General features: G+C 73.4%; 20 protein-coding genes. 14 read left to right on the forward strand and 6 right to left on the reverse strand.

The annotated features are described in order from the left end of the window. Positions 1 to 47: 47 nt before the first annotated feature. Complete coding sequence (locus tag AAEM63_RS01100) at positions 48 to 821, reverse strand: TetR family transcriptional regulator (protein ID WP_341359896.1); 774 nt, start codon at positions 819 to 821, stop codon at positions 48 to 50. 180 nt (positions 822 to 1,001) lie between these two features. On the opposite strand from AAEM63_RS01100, the gene AAEM63_RS01105 reads away from it, so the two are divergent. From AAEM63_RS01105 to AAEM63_RS01125, 5 genes are all read left to right on the forward strand, one after another. Beyond that, positions 1,002 to 2,051 (forward strand): ABC transporter substrate-binding protein, encoded by a 1,050-nt coding sequence (locus AAEM63_RS01105; RefSeq protein ID WP_341359897.1) that lies wholly within the window; start codon positions 1,002 to 1,004, stop codon positions 2,049 to 2,051. Next, positions 2,023 to 2,838, forward strand: a complete 816-nt coding sequence (locus AAEM63_RS01110) for an ABC transporter ATP-binding protein (RefSeq protein WP_341359898.1) — start codon at positions 2,023 to 2,025, stop codon at positions 2,836 to 2,838. Before AAEM63_RS01105 ends, AAEM63_RS01110 begins: the two co-directional genes overlap by 29 nt. A gap of 2 nt (positions 2,839 to 2,840) precedes the next feature. Continuing rightward, positions 2,841 to 3,665, forward strand: a complete 825-nt coding sequence (locus AAEM63_RS01115; protein WP_341359899.1) for an ABC transporter permease subunit — start codon at positions 2,841 to 2,843, stop codon at positions 3,663 to 3,665. Beyond that, on the forward strand, positions 3,662 to 4,465 hold the full coding sequence (locus AAEM63_RS01120) for an ABC transporter permease subunit (protein WP_341359900.1): 804 nt from the start codon (positions 3,662 to 3,664) through the stop codon (positions 4,463 to 4,465). The genes AAEM63_RS01115 and AAEM63_RS01120 overlap by 4 nt, the downstream gene beginning before the upstream one ends. Positions 4,466 to 4,560: 95 nt before the next feature. Further along, positions 4,561 to 5,400: a nucleoside phosphorylase gene (locus tag AAEM63_RS01125; RefSeq protein ID WP_341359901.1), complete on the forward strand. Its 840-nt coding sequence runs from the start codon at positions 4,561 to 4,563 to the stop codon at positions 5,398 to 5,400. A gap of 36 nt (positions 5,401 to 5,436) precedes the next feature. On the opposite strand, the gene AAEM63_RS01130 is transcribed toward AAEM63_RS01125, so the two are convergent. Then, positions 5,437 to 6,105 carry a methyltransferase domain-containing protein gene (locus AAEM63_RS01130; RefSeq protein WP_341359902.1) on the reverse strand — a complete coding sequence of 223 codons (669 nt, stop codon included), beginning with the start codon at positions 6,103 to 6,105 and terminating at the stop codon, positions 5,437 to 5,439. 49 nt (positions 6,106 to 6,154) lie between these two features. After that, positions 6,155 to 6,589 carry an ATP-binding protein gene (locus AAEM63_RS01135; RefSeq protein ID WP_341359903.1) on the reverse strand — a complete coding sequence of 145 codons (435 nt, stop codon included), beginning with the start codon at positions 6,587 to 6,589 and terminating at the stop codon, positions 6,155 to 6,157. 312 nt (positions 6,590 to 6,901) lie between these two features. On the opposite strand from AAEM63_RS01135, the gene AAEM63_RS01140 reads away from it, so the two are divergent. Continuing rightward, positions 6,902 to 7,399 carry an aromatic ring-opening dioxygenase LigA gene (locus tag AAEM63_RS01140; RefSeq protein ID WP_341359904.1) on the forward strand — a complete coding sequence of 166 codons (498 nt, stop codon included), beginning with the start codon at positions 6,902 to 6,904 and terminating at the stop codon, positions 7,397 to 7,399. Positions 7,400 to 7,673: 274 nt separating this feature from the next. Here AAEM63_RS01140 and AAEM63_RS01145 read toward each other — a convergent pair whose 3' ends face one another. Further along, positions 7,674 to 9,023, reverse strand: a complete 1,350-nt coding sequence (locus tag AAEM63_RS01145) for an 8-oxoguanine deaminase (protein ID WP_341359905.1) — start codon at positions 9,021 to 9,023, stop codon at positions 7,674 to 7,676. Positions 9,024 to 9,167: 144 nt separating this feature from the next. On the opposite strand from AAEM63_RS01145, the gene AAEM63_RS01150 reads away from it, so the two are divergent. From AAEM63_RS01150 to AAEM63_RS01160, 3 genes are all read left to right on the forward strand, one after another. Continuing rightward, a complete protein-coding gene (locus AAEM63_RS01150; protein ID WP_341359906.1) occupies positions 9,168 to 10,244 on the forward strand; it encodes a DNA polymerase IV in 1,077 nt (358 codons plus the stop codon). Between the two features lie 118 nt (positions 10,245 to 10,362). Next, positions 10,363 to 11,394, forward strand: a complete 1,032-nt coding sequence (locus AAEM63_RS01155; RefSeq protein ID WP_341359907.1) for an ATP-binding cassette domain-containing protein — start codon at positions 10,363 to 10,365, stop codon at positions 11,392 to 11,394. Further along, the gene (locus AAEM63_RS01160; RefSeq protein ID WP_341359908.1) at positions 11,391 to 12,212 is read left to right on the forward strand and encodes an ABC transporter permease; all 822 of its coding nucleotides are present in this window, start codon (positions 11,391 to 11,393) and stop codon (positions 12,210 to 12,212) included. The genes AAEM63_RS01155 and AAEM63_RS01160 overlap by 4 nt, the downstream gene beginning before the upstream one ends. A gap of 19 nt (positions 12,213 to 12,231) precedes the next feature. Here the strand turns inward: AAEM63_RS01160 and AAEM63_RS01165 are convergent, their stop codons facing one another. After that, the gene (locus tag AAEM63_RS01165) at positions 12,232 to 12,876 is read right to left on the reverse strand and encodes a DUF3105 domain-containing protein (RefSeq protein WP_341359909.1); all 645 of its coding nucleotides are present in this window, start codon (positions 12,874 to 12,876) and stop codon (positions 12,232 to 12,234) included. A gap of 268 nt (positions 12,877 to 13,144) precedes the next feature. Here AAEM63_RS01165 and AAEM63_RS01170 point away from each other — a divergent pair, with 268 nt between their 5' ends. From AAEM63_RS01170 to AAEM63_RS01180, 3 genes are all read left to right on the forward strand, one after another. Next, positions 13,145 to 14,449, forward strand: a complete 1,305-nt coding sequence (locus tag AAEM63_RS01170) for an asparaginase (RefSeq protein WP_341359910.1) — start codon at positions 13,145 to 13,147, stop codon at positions 14,447 to 14,449. 117 nt (positions 14,450 to 14,566) lie between these two features. Further along, complete coding sequence (locus tag AAEM63_RS01175; protein WP_341359911.1) at positions 14,567 to 15,388, forward strand: SDR family NAD(P)-dependent oxidoreductase; 822 nt, start codon at positions 14,567 to 14,569, stop codon at positions 15,386 to 15,388. Positions 15,389 to 15,447: 59 nt separating this feature from the next. Continuing rightward, entirely contained in the window at positions 15,448 to 15,591 is a 144-nt protein-coding gene (locus AAEM63_RS01180; protein WP_170175244.1) for a hypothetical protein, read from the forward strand. 12 nt (positions 15,592 to 15,603) lie between these two features. Here the strand turns inward: AAEM63_RS01180 and AAEM63_RS01185 are convergent, their stop codons facing one another. Beyond that, entirely contained in the window at positions 15,604 to 16,827 is a 1,224-nt protein-coding gene (locus AAEM63_RS01185; protein ID WP_341359912.1) for an MFS transporter, read from the reverse strand. Between the two features lie 82 nt (positions 16,828 to 16,909). Here AAEM63_RS01185 and AAEM63_RS01190 point away from each other — a divergent pair, with 82 nt between their 5' ends. Together AAEM63_RS01190 and AAEM63_RS01195 are read left to right on the forward strand one after the other, a co-directional pair. Next, the gene (locus tag AAEM63_RS01190) at positions 16,910 to 18,556 is read left to right on the forward strand and encodes a S49 family peptidase (protein ID WP_341359913.1); all 1,647 of its coding nucleotides are present in this window, start codon (positions 16,910 to 16,912) and stop codon (positions 18,554 to 18,556) included. Positions 18,557 to 18,617: 61 nt separating this feature from the next. Beyond that, positions 18,618 to 20,114 (forward strand): SpoIIE family protein phosphatase, encoded by a 1,497-nt coding sequence (locus AAEM63_RS01195; RefSeq protein ID WP_341359914.1) that lies wholly within the window; start codon positions 18,618 to 18,620, stop codon positions 20,112 to 20,114. Positions 20,115 to 20,186 lie beyond the last annotated feature (72 nt).

Below are 20,186 nucleotides of genomic sequence, written 5' to 3' on the forward strand. Positions count from 1 at the left end.
TGGTGCTGGCTGGGTGCCGGCCGTGCCGGTGTCGTGATCGCGAGGTGTCAGGGCTGCGGGGGCGACGGCGGGTCGGGGGCGACGTCGTGCGGCGCGGCATGGTGCCCGGAGTCGTCCCCGGCGTGCGCGGCGGCGGCGTCGACACCCCCCGCGGCGCCGCCGTCGACCCCCTCCGCCGCGAGGACCGCGTCGTAGATCGACGAGGTCGTGAACAGGCCGTAGGTGTAGAGCTCCAGGGTCGGCAGCATGGTGGTGCGCTCGAGCTCGCGCATGAAGGTCGCGACGTCGGGCCGGCGGCCCTGCGCCTCGTCCAGCCGCAGCTGCAGCAGCAGCCCGCCGAGCCCGCCGAGGGTGAGCTGGCGGGCGCGGGCCTCCGGGTCGCGGCTGGGGCGGATGACCCCGGCCGCGACGCCCTCCTCGAGGTAGGCGGTCGCATCGGCGACCATCTGCTCGAACAGGTGGGTGGCGAGCGCGCCGCCGGCGGTGAGGCTCGCGACCACGTACATCGCGATCGAGCCGTACTCGTCGAGCCGGGCGAGGTTGTCCAGGACGGCGCGCGGGTCCGCCGTCGCCAGGGACTCGGTCTTGGTCTCGCGGATGAGGGCGAGCACGTGCTCGTCGCAGGCCTCGCGCAGGCCGGCCTTGGAGCCGTAGTGCCGGATGATCAGCGCCGGGCTCACCCCGGCGTCCTCGGCGATGGCCCGCAGCCCCACGCCGAACCCCTCCGCGCCGAACCGGTGGATCGCGGCGTTGCGGATCCGTGCCCGGGCGTGGAGATCAGCGTCCGGGTCGGGCCTGCGCGAGCCATGGGGTGAACGCACGTTGATGATTGTAAACACCCGTTCAGCCCGGCGCCACCCATTTCGACGCCAACCGGAAAAGAACGTGAAACCGGAGGAAACCCCGCCGAAACGCGCGGTCCCTAGCGTCGGGAGGGTGCCGCGGGACCGGCCCCTGCGTGGTCCCGCAGCTCCTGACCCATCTGACCTCCGGAGACCCCGATGACCCGCTCATCCCGCCGCCTCGCCGGCCCCGCCGCGATCCTCACCAGCCTGGCCCTGCTCGCCGCGTGCTCCTCCGGCGCCGCCGAGCCCGCCGAGGGGGAGGCGAGCGGGACGCCCGACCTGGGCGACCTCACCGTCCAGCTCTCCTGGGTGAAGAACGCCGAGTTCGCCGGGGAGTACTTCGCCATCGAGAACGGCTACTTCGCCGACGCCGGCTTTGGCGAGGTCACCCTCACCCCGGGCCCGGCCGCGACCGAGACGATCGTCGCCTCGGGCGAGGCGCTGGTGGGCCTGTCCTCGCCGGTCGCCGCCGCGCCGGTCAACATCGAGCAGGACGCCGGCCTGCGCATCATCGGCACGACGTACCAGAAGAACCCCTTCACCATCCTGTCCCTGGCGGGGAACGCCATCGAGACGCCCGAGGACCTCGTCGGCAAGACGATTGGCGTCCAGACCGGCGGCAACGACACCCTCTTCGCGGCCCTGCTCGAGGTCAACGGGATCGACCCGGCCGACGTCGACATCGTGCCGGTCGGCTACGACCCCTCCGAGCTGACCAACGGCAACGTCGACGGCTTCTTCGCCTTCCTCACCAACGAGGCGATCACCGTCGAGCTCGCCGGGTTCGACACCGTCAACCTGCCCCTGGCCGACAACGGCCTGCCCTTCATGACGGAGAGCTTCATCGTCACCGAGGACTCCATCGAGAACGAGCGCGAGGCCCTCAAGGCCTTCCTCCACGCCGAGATCCTCGGCTGGCGCGACGCGATCGAGGACCCGGAGGAGTCCGCCCGGCTCGCGGTGGAGGAGTACGGCGCCGACCTCGAGCTGGAGATGGACAAGGAGGTCCGCCAGGCGGAGGAGCAGGTCGACCTCATCAGCACCGAGGAGACCGACGCCAACGGGCTGCTCACCATCTCCGACGAGCTGGTCGAGGCCAACATCGAGACCCTCGCCGTCGCCGGGTTCGACATCACGGCGGAGGAGCTGTTCGACCTGTCGCTGCTGGAGGAAGTCTATGACGAGCACCCCGAGCTCCTTGAGTGAGCCGACCACCCGCGCGGCCAGTGGCATCGACATCGCCGGGCTGGGCAAGACCTTCACCCTCGGCCGCCGGAGTGTCACCGCCCTGGCGGACGTCAACCTCTCCTCCGAGCGTGGCGCCTTCCTCTCCCTCCTCGGCCCGTCGGGCTGCGGGAAGTCCACGATCCTGCGGATCCTCGCGGGCCTGGAGACGGCGACGTCGGGCACGGCCACGATCGACGGGAAGACCCCTGCCGAGCTGCGCGCCGGGCGCGAGCTGGGCATCGCGTTCCAGGACTCGGCGCTCCTGCCCTGGCGCTCGGTGGCTGCCAACATCCGCCTGCCGCTGGAGGTCGCCGGCCTGCCGGTGGACGAGGCGTACATCGCCGAGCTCATCGACCTGGTCGCGCTCACGGGCTTCGAGAAGGCCCGCCCGGCGCACCTCTCGGGCGGCATGCGCCAGCGGGTCTCGATCGCCCGCTCGCTCGTCGTGCGGCCCTCGGTCCTCCTCCTCGACGAGCCCTTCGGCGCCCTGGACGACATGACCCGGCAGCGCCTGAACGTCGAGCTGCTGCGCATCTGGACCCAGAAGCCGACGACGACGCTCATGGTCACCCACGGCATCTCCGAGGCGATCTTCCTCTCGGACCACGTCGCGGTGATGAGCGCCCGGCCGGGGCGGGTGCAGGAGGTCATCGACGTCGACCTGCCCCGGCCGCGCACGCCGGAGATCATGCGCAGCCCGGAGTTCCACGCCCTGCACGACCGCGCGTCCGAGCTGCTCTTCGGCGCCGCCGGGCCGGGGGAGTGAGCATGGGCGTCATCCGCGGGGGGTCGGCCGGTGCCGGCCGCGCGAGCGGCGGCATGGCCGTCGTCGCCTTCGTGGGCCTGTGGTGGCTGGCGACGGCGACCGTCCTGGCCCCCGTCGGGCGCGCCCCCGGCGGGGAGACCGGCACGTTCCCGACCCCCGGGCAGATCGCGGCGAAGCTCGTCGAGGACGGCGCCGCCTTCCACTGGCGCAACCTCTCCCTCACCCTCGCCGAGGCCGGGCAGGGGTACCTCTGGGGCAACGGGATCGCCCTGCTCCTCGCGGCCCTCGTGCTCCTGGCGCCACGAGCCGAGGGCGTCATCACCCAGGTGGCCGTGGTCAGCTACTCCGTCCCCACGGTGGCGATCGGCCCGGTTGTCGCCCTCGTCGTCGGCGCGCCGGCCACGGGCGAGCCGTCGGGGACGGCCGTCTTTCTTGCCGCGATGTCGGTCTTCTTCACCACCCTCACCGGGGCGCTGGCCGGGATGCGGGCGGCCGACCGGGCCAGTCTCGACCTCGTCACCGTTTACGGCGGCACCCGCTGGCACCGGCTGGTCAAGGTCCAGGTGGTCGCCGCGCTGCCGAGCATCATGACCGCGCTGAGGATCGCCGTCCCCGCCGCGTTCCTCGGGGCGATCATCGGCGAGTACGTCGGTCAGGTGGACCGCGGTCTCGGCCCGGTGATGGTCAACGCCCAGCAGAGCCTCGAGGTCGCGCGCCTGTGGGGGGTCGCCCTGGTCTCCGGGCTCGTCGCCGGCGTCGGGTACGTCGTCGTCGGCCGGCTCGGCCACCTGCTCACCCCCTGGACCCGGGACGGGAGGTCCTCGTGAACAGGGCCCTGTTGCGTGCCACCGCTCGCGGGTTGGCCCAGGGGGCGGCCTCGCTGCTCGTCGTCGTCATTCTGTGGGAGGCGACGCTGCGCCTCCTCGACGTCTCACCGTTCATCGGCAAGGGCCCGCTCGACGTCTGGGGGTACCTCGTCACGGACGACGGCGCCGCCGAGAACCGCGCGGCCGCGACAGCCCTGGTGGGCCGCACCCTGGCGGACGCGGCGATCGGGTTCGTCGCCGGACTCGCCGCCGCGAGCGTCCTGGCGCTGATGTTCACCCTCTTCACCGCCGTCGAGCAGGCGCTCATGCCGCTCGCGATGCTGCTGCGCACCGTGCCGCTCATCGCGATGGCACCCATCATCGTGCTGATCTTCGGGCGGGACGCGGCCACGGTCGCCGTCATGGGCGGGATCGTCGTCCTCTTCCCCGCCCTGGTGAACATGGTGTTCGGGCTGCGCTCGGCCTCGCCGCCGATGCTCGACGTCGTGGCCGTCTACGGCGGGGGCCGCCTGGCGGCGCTGCGCAAGGTGGCTCTCCCGGCGTCGCTGCCCTCCTTCCTCGCGGCGGTGAAGATCTCGGTCCCCGGTGCCGTCACCGGCGCCGTCATCGTCGAGTGGCTCGCCACCGGGGCGGGCGTCGGGCACGGCATCGTCTACGCCATCGGGCAGGCGCAGATGGCCCAGGTGTGGAGCCTCGTCGTCCTGGTCACCCTCGCCACCGTGCTGCTCTACGGACTGGTCTCCCTGCTCGAGCGGCTCGTCCTGACGGGCGCTGGCCTGCCCGGCTCGTCGGGGGTCTGACCGCCACCGGCGCGCTCACACGAACACCTCACCGACACCGCTCCCACAGCCCTGCGCCCCACCCTCGCGCAGGACCCGAACCGAGAGGCGCCACCATGTCCACCGACCAGACCACAGTCCACAAGACAGCCGTCGACCAGTCCGCCGTCGAGAGGTCGGCCGGCGAGAGGTCGGCTGTCGACAAGTCCGCCGTCGGCACCGGCGTGCGGCAGTACCACATCGGCGTCGCGCCGGGCGAGGTCGGCACCGTCGCCCTGCTGCCCGGCGACCCCTTCCGGGTGCCGCTCGTCGCCGAGTTCCTCACCGACGTGCGGGAGGTCGCCCACCGCCGCGAGCACCGCACGATGACCGGTTACTACAAGGGCCGCCGCATCACGGCCACCTCCACCGGGATGGGCTGCCCGTCCACCGCGATCGCCGTCGAGGAGCTCGCCCGGGTCGGTGTGACCTCGGTGATCCGGGTGGGCAGCTCAGCGGGGCTCCAGCCCGGCGTCGAGCCCGGGGACCTGCTCGTCAGCGAGGGCACCCTCCGCAACGACGGCACCACCCAGGCCTACGTCCACCCCGGCTACCCCGCGGTGCCGGACCTCGCCATCACCACCGAGCTCGCCGCCGCCGCCCGGCGCCTCGCGCGGACGCGGGGCGGGTTCGCCGTCCACACCGGCATCAACGCCAGCGACGACGCCTTCTACGCCGAGGGCCCGGAGTGGATCGCCGAGCTCCACCGCCAGGGCGTCCTCAACGTGGAGATGGAGAGCGCTGCGCTGTTCGTCGTCGCACGGCTGCGCGGGATGCGCGCGGGGATGATCTGCGCGTGCTCGTCGAACCTCGTCGACGGCACCAGCGTCTACGACGAGAAGAACACGCGCCTCAAGGACGGCTGGGCCGCGAGCATCGAGGCGGCGCTGGAGACGGCGGTGCGGCTGGAGCTGTGAGACGGTCAGGCGGCGGAGGGCCGGCCCGAGCTCAGGTCATGCCGCGGCGGCGCCCGTCACCGGCGCCCGGGTCGCGCTGACCAGGCACCAGAGACCGCCGCGCCGGTCCGGCGCCGGCTCGAGGCCCTGCGCGCGCAGGACGGCGAGGATCTCCTCCGGTGGGTGCGCGAACGCCCGGTAGGTCCGCCCGAACAGGGCCTCGACGGCGTTCTCCACGACCAGGATGGCGCGCGTGAGGACGTTGGGTCGCGGGTAGGTCAGGACGACGAGCCGCCGTGCGCGCCCGGCTGCCGCGCCGAGGAGCCCGGCGAGGTCGGGGTAGCAGCAGACGACGCGGTTGAGCACGACGACGTCGGCGGGCTCCACCGCCGTCGGGTCGGTGGCGAGGTCGAGCAGCCGGCGCTGCACGCGGCCGGTCAGGCCCGCCTCGGCGAGCAGCTCGGCGGCATCGTCCTCGTAGGTCCCCACCAGCTCGAGGTTGGTGGCGGTGGCGGCGCCCCGGCGGAGCAGCTCCAGGTGCAGCGACCCCACCCCGCCGCCGATCTCGAGGACGCTGGCGCCCTCGATGCCGTGGTCCACGCAGCGCTGGACCACCCGGGCCGAGAGCCGGTCCAGACCGCGCCGCCGGTACCGCCGCGCCAGCCGGTGCGCGAACCTCGGGGTGAAGGTCGCGTCGTAGCCGCGCGGGTCGCAGCAACCCGTCATGCGGACCAGTATCCGCCCGCCGGCGCGGCAGGTCACCGGTCGCGGCGGTCTACCGGCGGGGGAACCTCGCCCAGACGTGCTTGGCCGTGCCGTCGGGGTACCAGGCGACCTCCAGGGCGATGCGCTGAGCGATCTTCAGACCGGCCCCGCCCTCACCGATCTCGCGGTTCCGGGCGATCTGCGGCGGCATGTCCGGTGCGTGGTCGATGACGTCGAGGACGAACTCGTCCGCGCCCACGAGCAGACGCACCCGGGTGGGCGGCAGGGCGTGGACGATCGCGTTGGTCGCGAGCTCGGAGGCGACGAGGACCATCTGGTCGGCTGTCCCGGTCAGGCCGCCCGAGTAGGACGCGCCGTGGTCGCGCAGGGCCTGGGTGAGGTCCGCCCGGAACGACGACAGGTGCTCGGGGCGGTCCAGGAGCCAGTGCGCGACGAGGTCGTAGGCCTCAGGCGGGTACGACTCGGTCGGCAGTCCGGGGTTCACGAGACTCCTTAGTTTGGCTAGTGAGGATTCATGGTCACGGCAGCGGGCCCCGGCGGCAACCGGAACGGCGTCCGCCGCCCCAGCGGTCAGCTCCTTGCCCCAGGGATCACGGGCAGCGCGGGGGATCGAGTGATCGAGGACACACCTGCGGGGAGGACGGGTCGCGCGGTACGGGACCTCCGTCCTGCTATGTCCGGGTTTGTCGCTTCTACGTTGTTCACGTAGCAAGTTCCGATCCGGTCGATGCCGGTGAGGCAGCAGATGAGCGGACCGCCAGGCGGTGGGCCGCACCGAAACCCTGGAGAAGAAATCATGAGCAAGTCCGCTACCAAGATCGCCGGGATCGTCTCGATCATCGCGGGGATCCTGTTCATCGTCGCTGGTGGGGTCACCTGGGGCATCGTGAGCAGCCAGCTCGCCGCGGAGAACATCACCGTGCCGGAGGACTCCTCGATGCTGCCTGGTGACAAGGTCGATGGTCCGTTCTCGGCGTACGCGCAGGCGCAGATCATCAACGAGCACGCCCTGGCCGGGACCGAGGGTCGGACGTACGCGGAGCTGGGTGCGGCGATGCGTGAGGTCGAGGAGGGCTCGGAGGAGCACCAGGCGCTGCAGCAGCAGCGGACCTCGGTGATGAACGCCTCGTTCCTGCGGGCGTCGCTGTTCACCTCGGTGGTCTCCTACGGTGTCGCGGCCCTGGTGATGGGTCTGGGTGTGCTGTGGGTCCTGGTCGGGTGGGCGCTGACCACGCTGCGGAGCGTCCCGGCCGCGCCGGTGGTGGCGCAGGACCGCACGCCGGTGACCGTCTGACACCCACCACCCGCTCCACCAGCACGACAGCCGGAGCCCCCGGCCCCCGCCACCCGGCGAGGGGTCGGGGGCTCCGCCGCGTCCGGTGCTCCCGCCGGCCACGTCGGCCCGTGACTCAGGACCGGGCGGGGTGAGCCAGCAGCGCGGAACCTCGACCTCACCCCGGAACCCTCGACCTCGACGCGGAGGTGCTGACCGGACCGGGCGCCCTGGCGTGGACGAGCGTCGCGCCGACGTCAAGCGGCGCGCGGCCGCCGAACCACGCCCGGGCCGGCTACCCCAGTCCCTGGATCGCGGTCGCCACCTGCCGGTGCCGGCGCAGGACGTCCTCGAGCCCGCCCAGGCGCAGCTCGCCCTGCCGCACCAGCTCCCGGCCGCCGACGAAGGAGGACCAGGCCCGCGACGGCCCCGTCCGCAGCCAGGCCTCCACCGGGTCGGTCAGTGCTCCCGCGAGGGTGAGCGGGGAGGACTCCCACACGACGACGTCGGCGCAGGCGCCCGGACGCAGGTGCCCGATCTCGTCGTCCCAGCCGAGGTTCCGGGCCCCGCCGCGGGTGGCCATCGAGAGCGCGTCGCGGGCCGTCATCGACCCCGGACCGTGCCGGTACCGGCCCAGCAGCAGCGCGCCGCGGGTCTCCAGCCACATCGACGCCGCGTCGTTCGAGGCCGAGCCGTCGCAGCCCAGCCCGACCGCCATGCCGAGCCCGCGCAGCGCCATCGCGTCGGCGGTGTCGCCGGCGAGGATCATGTTCGAGCTCGGGCACTGGGTGGCAGAGACCCCGGCGTCGGCCAGGCGCCGGTTCTCCGCCTCGGAGCCGTAGACGTAGTGCGCGACCCACGACCGCGGCGACGCCCACCCGACCCGCTCGAAGTACTCCACCGGCCGGCAGCCGTAGACCTCCTGGCTGTAGACGTCCTCGTCGCGGTCCTCCGCGAGGTGGGTGTGCAGCCGCACGTCGTGCTGCTCGGCGAGCTCGGCGGTGGAGCGCATGATGCTCTCGGAGACCGAGAACATCGAGCACGGCGCCAGCGCCACCCGGGTGAGGGAGCCGGGGGACGGGTCGTGGTAGCGGGCGACGAGCCGCTCGCTGTCGGCGAGGATCGTCTCCTCGTCCTGGACGACCTCGCGCGGCGGCAGCCCGCCGTCGTCGACGGAGCGCGTCATCGAGCCGCGGGTGGCCATGAACCGGAAGCCGATCTCGCGTGCGGCAGCCACCTGGGCGTCGATGAGGTTGGGTCGCGGGTGGACGTACAGGTGGTCCGACGACGTCGTGCACCCGCCGAGGAGCAGCTCGGCGATCCCGACGTAGGTGGACAGGTGCACCGCCTCCTCGTCCAGCCGCGCCCACAGCGGGTAGAGCGTGGTGAGCCACTGGAAGAGGGAGCCGTTGATCGCGGGGGCGTAGGCGCGGGTGAGGTTCTGGTACATGTGGTGGTGGGTGTTGACCAGACCCGGCGTGAGGAGCCGGCCGGCGGCGTCGACGCGGTGCGTCGCCGTCGGCTGGGGGTCGCCCGGCCCGCCGACGGCGTGCACGCGCCCGCCGTCGAGCGCGACCCACCCGCCCGGGATCTCCCAGCCCTCGTCGACGACCACGTGGGCGTCGTGGATGACGGTCTCGACCATGGCGGGCCTCCGGGCGAGCATCGCCCTCGCGGGGCGGTCGTCCCTGTCCCGGGTTCTGCTCGAGGCCCGGATCGTCACCGCTGCGCGGACGGGAAGCTGTTTCCCAACCTAGCGGGCGGCGGCGACGGCGGCGAGACTCGTCCCATGAGCGACGAGGCCTGGGTGCTGCACGTCGACCTCGACCAGTTCATCGCCGCGGTCGAGGTGCTGCGCCGCCCCGAGCTCGCCGGGCTGCCGGTCATCGTCGGCGGCCGCGGCGACCCCACCGAGCGGGCCGTCGTGTCCACCGCCTCCTACGAGGCCCGCGCGTTCGGCGTGGGGTCGGGCATGCCACTCAAGGTGGCGGTCCGCAAGGTTCCCGACGCGATCGTCCTGCCGGTGGACGCGCCCGCCTACGAGGAGGTCTCGGAGCGGGTGATGACCGCCCTGCGCGGGCTCGGCGCCGTCGTGGAGGTCCTCGGCTGGGACGAGGCCTTCCTCGGCGCCCGGACCGACGACCCCGAGGCCCTGGCCCGGCGCGCCCAGGAGGTGGTGCTCGACGCGACGGGTCTGCACTGCTCGGTCGGCATCGGCGACAACAAGGTCCGCGCGAAGATCGCGACGACGTTCGGCAAGCCGGCCGGGATCTTCCGGCTGACCGCCGAGAGCTGGGCCGAGGTCATGGGTGAGCGGCCCACCATCGACCTGTGGGGGGTGGGGTCCAAGGTCTCCCGCCGCCTCGCCGCGCTCGGCATCCTCACCGTGGACCAGCTCGCCGCCGCACCGGTGGAGGTGCTCACCGGCGAGTTCGGGCCCCGGATGGGCGTGTGGTACTCCGAGCTCGGCCGGGGGGTCGGGCCCGCGGTGGTCGACGACTCGCCCTGGGTCGCCCGCGGCCACAGCCGCGAGACGACGTTCCAGCACAACCTCACGACGCCGGAGGAGGTCACCTCCGCCGTGCGCGTGCTCGCCGAACAGGCCGCCGACGACGCCGCCGCCGAGGGGCGGGCCGTCACCCGGGTCACGCTCAAGGTCCGCTACGCCCCGTTCGAGACCCGCACCCGCAGCCACAAGCTGGCGGCCCCGACATCGGGGCGCGACGACGTCGTCGCCGCGGCGCTGGAGCTCGCCGAGGGGCTCGACCACGACCGCGAGGTCCGCCTCCTCGGGGTGCGCGCGGAGATGGTCATGCCCGACGGCGGGGACCCGGTCGAGCGGACCCCGGTGCGCGGGCGGCTGTGACCGGCGGGCTCTCACCCGCGACTCAGGCCCCGAACGGGTGGGCGCCTCCGCGCCCGGATCGTCACGCTTCGGGCGAATTCGCTGTCCCGAGGTCCGTGACCACCCCCACACTGGTCCGGTGTCCATCATCACCGCTCAGGGCGTCGTCAAGCACTACGGCAAGGTCAAGGCGCTCGACGGGCTGGACCTCACGGTCGAGCGCGGCACCGTCATGGGTCTGCTCGGGCCCAACGGCGCCGGCAAGACCACCGCCGTCCGCGTCCTGACCACCCTCCTGCGGCCCGACGCCGGCACGGCGAGCGTGGGCGGGCTCGACGTCGTGTCCGACGCCCGGGCCCTGCGCGAGCGCATCGGCGTCTCGGGCCAGTACGCCGCCGTCGACGAGAACCTCACCGGCTTCGAGAACCTCGACATGGTCGGCCGGCTCTACCACCTCGGCATCCGTCGCTCGCGCGCGCGGGCGTGGGAGCTCCTCGAGCGCTTCGACCTCACCGATGCCGCCAAGCGCCCGGTCAAGGGCTACTCCGGCGGCATGCGACGCCGGCTCGACCTCGCCGGGGCGCTCGTCGCCGCGCCGGAGGTCCTCTTCCTCGACGAGCCGACGACCGGGCTGGACCCGCGCAGCCGCCTGGGCATGTGGGAGATCATCGCCGAGCTCGTCTCGGGTGGCACGACCCTGCTGCTCACCACCCAGTACCTCGAGGAGGCGGACCGTCTCGCGGACCGCATCGCCGTCATCGACCAGGGGCGGGTCATCGCCGAGGGCACCTCCGACGAGCTCAAGGCCCAGGTCGGCGGCGAGCGCATCGAGGTCACGGTCGCGCACGAGGCGGACCTGCCCGCCGCCCGGTCGGCCCTGGCGGGCGTCGCCGTGGGTGAGGTCGCCACCGAGGAGCACACCCGGTCGCTCACCGCGGCGTCCGACGGCGGCGCCGCGACCCTCGTCGCCGCGGTGCGGGCGCTGGACGAGGCGGGCATCGAGGTGCAGGACGTCGGCATGCGCCGGCCCACGCTCGACGACGTCTTCCTCACCCTCACCGGGCACCACAGCGAGAGGGCCGCGGCCGGCCCCTCGTCCACCACCACGAGCGACCCGCCGCCGACCGCGGCGCCCGGACCCGCCGACGCGACCTCCGGAGGACGGTCATGACGAGCCTGACCCACGCGTTCGTCGACGGGTGGACCGTCACCAGGCGCAACCTCATCACGATCAAGCGGGTTCCCGACCTCCTCGTCGGCTCCCTGATCGCCCCGATCATGTTCGTGCTGCTGTTCGCGTACGTCTTCGGCGGGTCCATCTCGTTCCCCGGTGGTGCCGACGTCGACCCCGCCACCTACCGAGAGTTCCTCATCGCCGGCATCTTCGCCCAGACGGTGATCTTCGGTGCCACGATCACCGGTTCGGGCATGGCGCAGGACCTCAAGACCGGCATCATCGACCGGTTCCGGTCTCTGCCCATGGCGCCGTCGGCGGTGCTGGTGGGGCGGACCAACGCCGACGTCGTCAACAACGTCCTCACCGTGGTGATCATGAGCCTGACCGGGCTCGTGGTGGGCTGGCGGATCAGCGCGTCGGTGGCCGAGGCGGCCCTGGGATACCTGCTCATGCTCTGGTTCGCGTACTGCATCAGCTGGCTCATGGCCTACGTCGGGCTGCTCGTGCGCACCCCGGAGGTGTTCAACAACGCGGTCTTCGTCGTGATCTTCCCGCTGACGTTCCTCGCCAACACCTTCGTCCCGTCGGAGAACCTCCCCGGGGCGCTGCAGACCTTCGCCGAGTGGAACCCGGTCTCGTCGGTGACGCAGGCCGCCCGCGAGCTGTTCGGCAACGTCGTGCCCGGCACCCCGCCGCCGGACGCCTGGCCGCTGCAGAACCCGGTGCTCTACACGTTCCTGTGGGGCGCGGTCCTGCTGGTGATCTTCGTGCCGCTGACCGTGCGGCAGTACCAGCGGGCCGCGGCCCGCTGAGCCGGCCAGCTGCGCCCGCTCAGCCGACCGGTGTGCCGTTGCCGCCGGAGCAGGAGGCGCCGGGCTCGGGGGTCTGCTCGCCCTGGAGGTACTTGGTGAGGAAGGTGGGGATGCGGTCGTCCTCGGCGTCGTCGAGCTCGAGCTGCACCCCCCAGGCGGTGAGCACCACCGGGGCGGCGAGGTCGGGGTAGGGGCTCATGAGCGCGTAGGCCTCGCCCTCGACCTGGTCCCGGAGCTCGGCGACCTGGTCGGCCGACAGGTCCGGCCGGTAGGCCACCCAGACGGCGCCGTGCTCGAGCGAGTGCACGGCGTTCTCCGCGGGGACGGGGGAGTCGTAGATGCCGCAGTTCTGCCACACCGGGGCGTGGTCGCCGCCGAGCGGGGGCAGGGCCGACGGCGCGATCGTGGCCTCGACGTGCTCGGCTGACAACCCGGTCGTCTCCTCGACCTCCGGGATCGGCTGCGCGGCGGCCTCGACCACCCTGGCCTGCTCGCTCCGTGCGTCCAGGATGACCGCGGTGGTCGCGCCGGCGAGGGCGAGCACGGTCACCCCGACCGCGCCCACCGTGATGACGCGGCGTCGTCGTTCCCGGCGGTCGTGCTCGGCGCGCACGGCCGCCATCCGGGCGGTGCGCTCCTCGTGCCGCTCTTTGCTGGTGCTCACTGCTCTCCGTCGCGTCGGGGTGCCCGGCGGCGCGACCGTCGTCGCTCGTCCGGGAGTGCACCCAGCGTAGGCGCGTCGTCCGGACGCCGTGCCTTCCGGGGCCGGATCTTGACCGAACGTTCATGGGCCCGTCACCCGACCACCCCACCTGCGACGTCACGAACCGGTTACCGACGGGCAACACAGCGAAATAGGCGAGTAACCCCTCGGTATCCCCGGATCTGTACACCTCTCCTCACCAGCACCACACCGACCTCGGGAGACAGACGTGACAGAGACATCGATGGACCGGCGCACCACCTTGCTGACCCGCGCGCTCGCGCCGGTCCTCGCCGCCGGTGTGACGGCGGCGGTCGTGGCCGGGGCGATCGGCGCGCCCCCCGCGGCCGTCCCGGCGGCCGTCCACGCGACGGCGGGAGTCGTGGAGCCGGCGTCGATCCAGAGCGCGGCCTACACCACGGCCGTCAGCACGGCGAGGTCCACGACGCCCACGGTCACCGTCATCGGGACCGGCGGCACGATCTCGGCGATCGCGGACTCGCGGAGCAGCTTCACGAGCTACCGGTCCGGCCGGATCGCCATCGAGGACCTCGTGGCGCAGATCAGCCCGGAGATCGGCGAGGTGGCCGACGTCGAGACGATCCAGTTCGGCAACAGCGGCTCCAGCGGCTACACGATCGCCCAGTTCCACGAGCTCACCGCCGTGGTGGAGGAGGCGCTGGAGACCTCCGACGGCGTCGTCGTCACGAGCGGCACGGACACGATGGAGGAGTTCGCCTACTGGCTCGACCTCACCGTCCAGAGCCGCAAGCCGGTCGTCACCACCGGTGCCATGCGTCCGTGGGGCGCGCTCGACGAGAACGGTGAGCAGGTGCAGGTCTTCGGCACCGACGGGCCGGCGAACCTCTACAACGCGATCAAGCTGGCGGCGAGCCAGGCCACCTACTGCTACGGCACGGTCCTCATGCTCAACGAGGAGTTCCACGCCGCCCGCGACGTCACCAAGACCAGCTCGTACCGCGCGGACACCTTCCAGTCGCGGGAGTTCGGTGTGCTCGGCTGGATCGACGGCGACAACATCAAGGTCGGCCGCGCCCCGGCGCGGGTCGAGACGTGCGACAACCCCGAGCGCTGGGCGACGCCGTTCGACCTGAGCACGATCGAGGCGAGCGACCTCCCGCGCACCGAGGTCGTCTGGGGCTACCAGGAGGCCGGCGGCGAGGCCATCACCGCCTTCGCCGAGGCCGGGGTCGAGGGCATCGTCACCGCGGGTACGGGTGCCGGCGGGATCAGCTCCGCCCAGCGGGCCGCACGCACGGCGGCCGTCGCGGACGGCGTGACGTTCGTGAGCACGACCCGGACCGGCTCGGGCTCGGTGTACGGCGGCGGTGAGGGTGTCATCGCCGGTGACGACCTGATCCCGCAGAAGGCCAGGCTGCTGCTCCTGCTCAGCCTCGCCTTCGCCCCGGAGGACCCGGCGCAGGTCCAGGAGTGGGTGACCACCCTGGGGAACCCGGAGTTCGAGACGACGGCGCCGGTGGCCGGCACGGCGCCCGGCCAGGGCAAGGCCTGAGACCGAGGGCGGCCCGGTCCCGCTCCGGCGGGGCACGGGCCGCCCGTCTCGTTCCCCCGCGGGCCGCGGCGGCAACGCGTGCGTAGGGTCGGAGCAGTCCCGACCCGAGGAGAACCCGTGCGCACCATCGTCATCACCGGCGCCAGCGACGGCATCGGCGCCGCCGCGGCCCGCCGGCTCGCTGCCGACGGCGACCAGGTCGTGGTCGTCGGCCGCTCACCGGACAAGACGGCGGCCGTGGCCGCCGAGCTCGACGCCCCCTTCCACGTGGCCGACTTCGCCCGCCTCGCCGAGGTGCACAGCCTGGCCGAGCGTCTCGCCGGCGACCACGCCCGCATCGACGTCCTCGTCAACAACGCCGGCGGCATCATGGGGGAGCGGGAGCTCACCGAGGACGGGTTCGAGAAGACCCTCCAGGTCAACCACCTCGCACCCTTCCTCCTCACCAACCTCCTCATGGACCGGCTCCTCACGAGCCGGGCCACGGTCGTCAACACCTCGAGCGTCGCGGCACGTCTCTTCGGCCGGATGGACCTCGACGACCTCGACAACCACCGCCGGTACACCCCGGAGAAGGCCTACGGCGACGCCAAGCTCGCCAACATCCTCTTCACCCGGGAGCTGCACCGGCGCCTCAACGCCCGCGGGCTGGCCGCCGCCGCGTTCCACCCCGGCGGGGTGGCCACGAACTTCGCCGACGGCAGCACGAGCGCCATGCGGCTCGTCTACCGCACGCCGCTCCGGCACGTGTTCCTCATGAGTCCCGACCGCGGGGCCCGGACCCTGCTCTGGCTCCTCGCCCACGGCTCGCGGTGGCAGCCGGGGGAGTACTACGAGAAGAAGAAGGTCGCCCGCACCAACCCCCAGGCCGACGACGCCGACCTGGCGCGCGGCCTGTGGGAGCGCTCCGCGGAGATGGTGCGGGTTCCCGCGGTCTGACATACCGTCACCGCACCGCCGGTACGCCAGCGTCCCGGCCCCACCGATCAGGAGGCACCATGGCATTCCTCGGCAGGCTCGCCAAGACCGGGCTCGCGCTCAAGGCCGCACAGGTCATCAAGCGTGAGGCCTCGAAGCCGCAGAACCAGCGCAAGGCCCGGGAGCTGGTGGCGAAGATCGGCGGCAGGAAGAAGCGCCGCTGACGGCCGCGTCCCTCAGCCAGGGACCTCGCCCAGCCCGCCGCCCGGCCGCCTCGGCACGAGGCGCGCGGCGAGGATCCCGCCCGCGCTGTAGAGGATCGTCGCGGCGAGGACCACGAGCAGCGACGCCGTCCACCCACCGGTCGCCGAGTACAGCGCCCCGGCGACCGGTGGGCCGAGCGTCGCGGCCAGGTACCCGCCGGTCTGCACGCGGGCGGAGATCGACGCCGTCTCCCGGTCGGTCCGCGTGACCCGGGCGATGATCGAGAAGATCGCGGTGAACCCGCCTCCCTGCGCGACGCCGCCCACGAAGGACCACAGGACGTAGGCCTCGGGCGCCGCGAGCAGCCCGACCGGCAGGGCGGACCACAGCAGCCCGACGGCGGCGAAGGGCACCCACGGCGGTGTCCGCGTGGCGAGCACCGGCACCCCGAAGGCGCCCACCACCGCGGCGACCTGGAAGACCGCGGAGATCGCGCCCGCCGCCGACCGGTCCAGCCCGGGGCCGTCCGCGAGCAGCGTCGGCAGCCACGCGGTGACCGCGTAGTACGAGAACGCCTGGCCGGCGAACGCGAGCACCAGCCACCAGCCGATGCGGCTGACGGTGCCCGGCGCCGGCTGGGCCGGTTCTTCCGCCGACGCCGTCCCCGCCGCGGCGCGGCGGCGCCGGGTGAGCAGGAGCCAGAACGCCATCCCGACGACGGCGAAGCCGCCCCACGCCAGGAGCGCCCAGCGCCAGCCCACCGCCGCGGCGAGCGGCGCGGTGCCCAGGGAGGTGATCATCGAGCCGACGTTCAGCGCTGCCGTGTACGTCCCCGTCACCGCGGACGCGTGCCGCCACGGGACGTCACGCCGGATGATCACAGGGACGACGATGTTGCCCACGGTGATGGCGACGCCGATGATCGCCGTGCCGATCAGGACGGTCGCCGCGCCCCCGGCGGAGCGCACCGCGGTCCCGAGCAGCACGCCGAGCAGGCCGGTGACGACGGCGAGCTCGGGACCCACGCGCCGGATGAGCGACGTGGCCAGCGGCGTGGCGAGGGCGAAGAACAGCACGGGCAGCCCGGTGATGAGACCGGCGACCGTGGTCGAGAGTCCCACCTCGTCCTGGATCTGCCCGACGACCAGCGCCGGGGCCACGATCGGTCCGCGCAGGTTGAACGCCACCAGCACGATGCCGACCACCACCAGCCACGGCAGCGCGTCCCTGACGCGGGCGCTGGGAAAGGACGTCACCGACGTGATCGTAGGACGGCGGCACGCAGCGGACCTCCTCCGTCCAGAACCGGGCCGCCCGCCCGGTGGGTAGTGTCAGGACATGCCGCACCTGCCCGCCCTCCTCCGCCTCGCCGTCGGCCGCGACGGCGCGGCCCCCGCGCCGGACTGGGTGGTGCTCGACCTCCACGGCAGCTACCCCGCGCACCGCTCCGCCGACCCGGTCCAGGCCGTCCTCCACCGCTCGGAGTCCCTCGAGGGGCTCACGGCCCGGCTCGAGCGGATCGCCGACGCCGACTGGGTCACCGGGGTCCTCGTCCGCGTCACCGGCCTCACCGCGGGGCTGGCCACCTCCGACGCGATCGGCCGCGCGCTGGGCCGCCTCGACGCCGGCAAGCGGGTCGTCGTCTACCTCCCGCACGTGTCGATGCGCACCCTCCTCGTGGGGGCGCGGGTGAGGGAGGTCGTGGCGCCGGAGTCCGCTGAGGTCATGGTGCCGGGGTTCGCCGCCGAGCGGACCTTCTACGGCTCCTTCCTCTCCCGGCACGGGATCGCCTTCGAGAACCTGCGCATCCGCGAGTACAAGTCGGCGCTCACCCGGTTCTCCGAGGACCACATGGACAGCCACGACCGTGAGCAGCTCACCGCCTACCTCGACTCCGCCGAGCGGACGTGGCTGACCACCCTCCACGGCGCCCGGCAGGTCGACGGCGACGTCGCCCGGCGGTGGTTCGACCCCGACGAGGACCTTCCCCGGACCTGGTTCGCCGAGGAGCTCACGAACGCCACGCAGCTCCTCGAGACCGGACTGCTCACGCGTGTCGCCTACGACGACGAGATCGTCACGCCGGTCGAGCAGCACTGGGGCCGCGCCCTGGAGCTCGTGCTCGGCGAGCTCGGCGAGAGGAGGGCGGCCAGGAAGGCCGACGGCGTCACGGTCGTCCCCGTCATCGGCCCCATCGTCTCGGGCCGCAGCAGACCCACCCCGCCCGTGCCGTTCCTGCCCGGCCCGACCGCCGGCGCGGACACGGTCGTCGCCGCCCTGCGCAAGGCCGACCGGGACGAGCGGACGAGGGCGATCGTGCTCTACGTGGACTCACCGGGCGGGTCCGCCCTCGCCTCCGACCTCGTCTGCAGGGCGGTGGAGCGGTGCACCAAGCCGGTCGTCGCGGTCATGGGCGAGGTCGCGGGCTCGGGCGGCTACTACGTCCTCGCCCGGGCCGACCACGTCGTGGCGAGCCCCTTCACCCTCACCGGCAGCATCGGTGTGGTCGTGGGCAAGCCCGTCCTCACCCAGCTCAACGAGCGGCACGGCCTCAACCCCGAGGTCGTCGGGCGCGAGGAGGCCCTCTTCGACAGCCCCAACCGGCCCTTCTCCGACGCCGGGCGCGCCTGGGCCGAGCGGATGATGCACGAGGTGTACGACCGGTTCGTCGACCGGGTCGCCGCCGGCCGAGGGCTCACCCGCGAGCGGGTGGACGAGATCGGCCGGGGCCGGATCTGGAGCGGCGCCGACGCCGTCGAGCTGGGTCTGGTGGACGAGCTCGGCGACCTCGACGCGGGCGTGGCCGCGGCCCGCCGCCTGGCCGGGCTGCCGGACGACGCACCGGTGCGCGCGGCCGGGGGCGGGTTCACCCTCCCCGGCACCCCCACGTTCGGCAAGGACCCGGCGCGCCCCCTGGCCGGGCTGTGGCCGTTCGGCCAGGAGCGGGTCCTGACATGGATGGACGAGACCGTCACGATCCGCTGACGCAGCGGGTGGGCGACCCGCTCCCCGCGAGATCTCCCCGGCGGGGCTGTACTTTTCAGCGGTGATCAACCGCGACGAACGGAACGGGGCCACCGAGCTCGACGCCCTCTTCCGCTCCCGGGCGCTCGGCATCGGCCGGGGCGTCGACGGGGTGCTCGTCGACGCCAACGACGAGCTGCTGCGGATCATCGGGCGCGACCGCGACGAGCTGGCCGAGGGGATCTCCGGGCGCGGCCTCACCACCGCGCGGGACGTCGAGCGCGCGGCCGCGTCCCTGGCCGACCTCGACCGCGACGGCGCCACCAGCTACATGAGGGACCTCGAGCGCCCCGACGGCACGTCGATCCCGGTGCTGGTGGCCATCGTCACGACCGCCGGCCCCGGGCTGCGCTGGATCGCCGTCGTCGTCGACCTCAGCCGCGACGAGCGGCTGCGCACCCTGGCGACGGCCGAGGCGGCGATCGTCGCGACCCTCCTCGACGACGCCCCGATCGGCTTCACCTTCATCAGCCCCGACCTGCGCTTCCTGCGCGTCAACCGCGAGATGGCCGCGATGAACGGCTTCAGCGTGGCCGAGCACGAGGGCGTCGCGGTGTTCGACCTGCTGCCCGAGCTGCGCGAGACCGCCGAGCCGGTGCTGCGACGCGTCCTCGAGACGGGCGAGGGCCTGCGCGACGTCGAGATCGTCGGGGAGACGCCCGCGGTGCCGGGCGAGGTGCGGGTGTGGCGCGAGTCCTTCTTCCCGGTGCGGGTGCCGGACGGGCCGGTGATGGGGGTGGCGGCCGTCGCCCGCGACGAGACGGAGGTCCACCGGCTGCGCCGCGAGCTGACCGCGACCCTCGCCCGGCAACGCAGCGCCCTCGAGCGGCTCCAGACCGACCTCATGCCCGGCCGGCTGCCCGAGCACCCCTCGCTCGGCTTCGCGGCGCGGTACCTCTCGGCCGCGGAGGAGGTCCGCCTCGGCGGTGACTGGTTCGACATCGTCCACGCCGCCGACGGCCGGCTCGTCCTCTCCGCCGGGGACGCGGTCGGCCACGGGGTGGAGGCGGTGGGGCTGATGGCCCGGGTCAGCGCGGCGGTCCGGGCGTACGCCTGGCAGGGCCACGGCCCCGCGCAGATCCTCGCCCACCTCGACGGCCTCCTGCGCAGCCCCGACTCCGAGGGGGCGGCCAGCGCCGTCGTCGTCCTCCTGGACCCGGTGACCGGCGAGCTGGAGTACGCCGGCGCCGGTCACCCCTACCCCGTCCTGTGCACCCCCGGCGAGGCACCGCGCCTGCTGCGCGGCGCCCAGGGGCCGCTGCTCGGTTTCGGCGGCGGGCGGGCGTACCGCTCCGGCACCGCACACCTGGCCCCCGGCGGCGCCCTGCTGCTGTTCACCGACGGTCTGGTCGAGCGCCGCGGCGAGGTGCTCTCCACCGGCCTCGACCGGCTCCTGGACGCCGTCGGCCGCGCACCCGCCGGTGCGCAGAAGGTCCTCGACGCCGCCCTCGCCCGCTGCCTGGGGGACCGGGCGCCCGAGGACGACGTGTGCGTCCTCGCCGTCAGCCGCCGGGCGTAGCGGACCGCCGGAGGGCACTCACGCCCGCGCCTGGCCATCGACCCTCCGCGGCCACCCGACGTGAGTAGGGTC

This window comes from Georgenia sp. M64, from assembly GCF_038049925.1.
Lineage (GTDB): Bacteria > Actinomycetota > Actinomycetes > Actinomycetales > Actinomycetaceae > Georgenia.

Bases quoted from the DNA above. Each gene is read 5' to 3' on its own strand.
- AAEM63_RS01130 (WP_341359902.1), bottom strand. From the start codon at position 6,105: ATGACGGGTTGCTGCGACCCGCGCGGCTACGACGCGACCTTCACCCCG.
- AAEM63_RS01115 (WP_341359899.1), top strand. From the start codon at position 2,841: ATGGGCGTCATCCGCGGGGGGTCGGCCGGTGCCGGCCGCGCGAGCGGC.
- AAEM63_RS01150 (WP_341359906.1), top strand. From the start codon at position 9,168: ATGAGCGACGAGGCCTGGGTGCTGCACGTCGACCTCGACCAGTTCATC.
- AAEM63_RS01105 (WP_341359897.1), top strand. From the start codon at position 1,002: ATGACCCGCTCATCCCGCCGCCTCGCCGGCCCCGCCGCGATCCTCACC.
- AAEM63_RS01190 (WP_341359913.1), top strand. From the start codon at position 16,910: ATGCCGCACCTGCCCGCCCTCCTCCGCCTCGCCGTCGGCCGCGACGGC.
- AAEM63_RS01145 (WP_341359905.1), bottom strand. From the start codon at position 9,023: ATGGTCGAGACCGTCATCCACGACGCCCACGTGGTCGTCGACGAGGGC.
- AAEM63_RS01180 (WP_170175244.1), top strand. From the start codon at position 15,448: ATGGCATTCCTCGGCAGGCTCGCCAAGACCGGGCTCGCGCTCAAGGCC.
- AAEM63_RS01140 (WP_341359904.1), top strand. From the start codon at position 6,902: ATGAGCAAGTCCGCTACCAAGATCGCCGGGATCGTCTCGATCATCGCG.
- AAEM63_RS01160 (WP_341359908.1), top strand. From the start codon at position 11,391: ATGACGAGCCTGACCCACGCGTTCGTCGACGGGTGGACCGTCACCAGG.
- AAEM63_RS01125 (WP_341359901.1), top strand. From the start codon at position 4,561: ATGTCCACCGACCAGACCACAGTCCACAAGACAGCCGTCGACCAGTCC.
- AAEM63_RS01110 (WP_341359898.1), top strand. From the start codon at position 2,023: ATGACGAGCACCCCGAGCTCCTTGAGTGAGCCGACCACCCGCGCGGCC.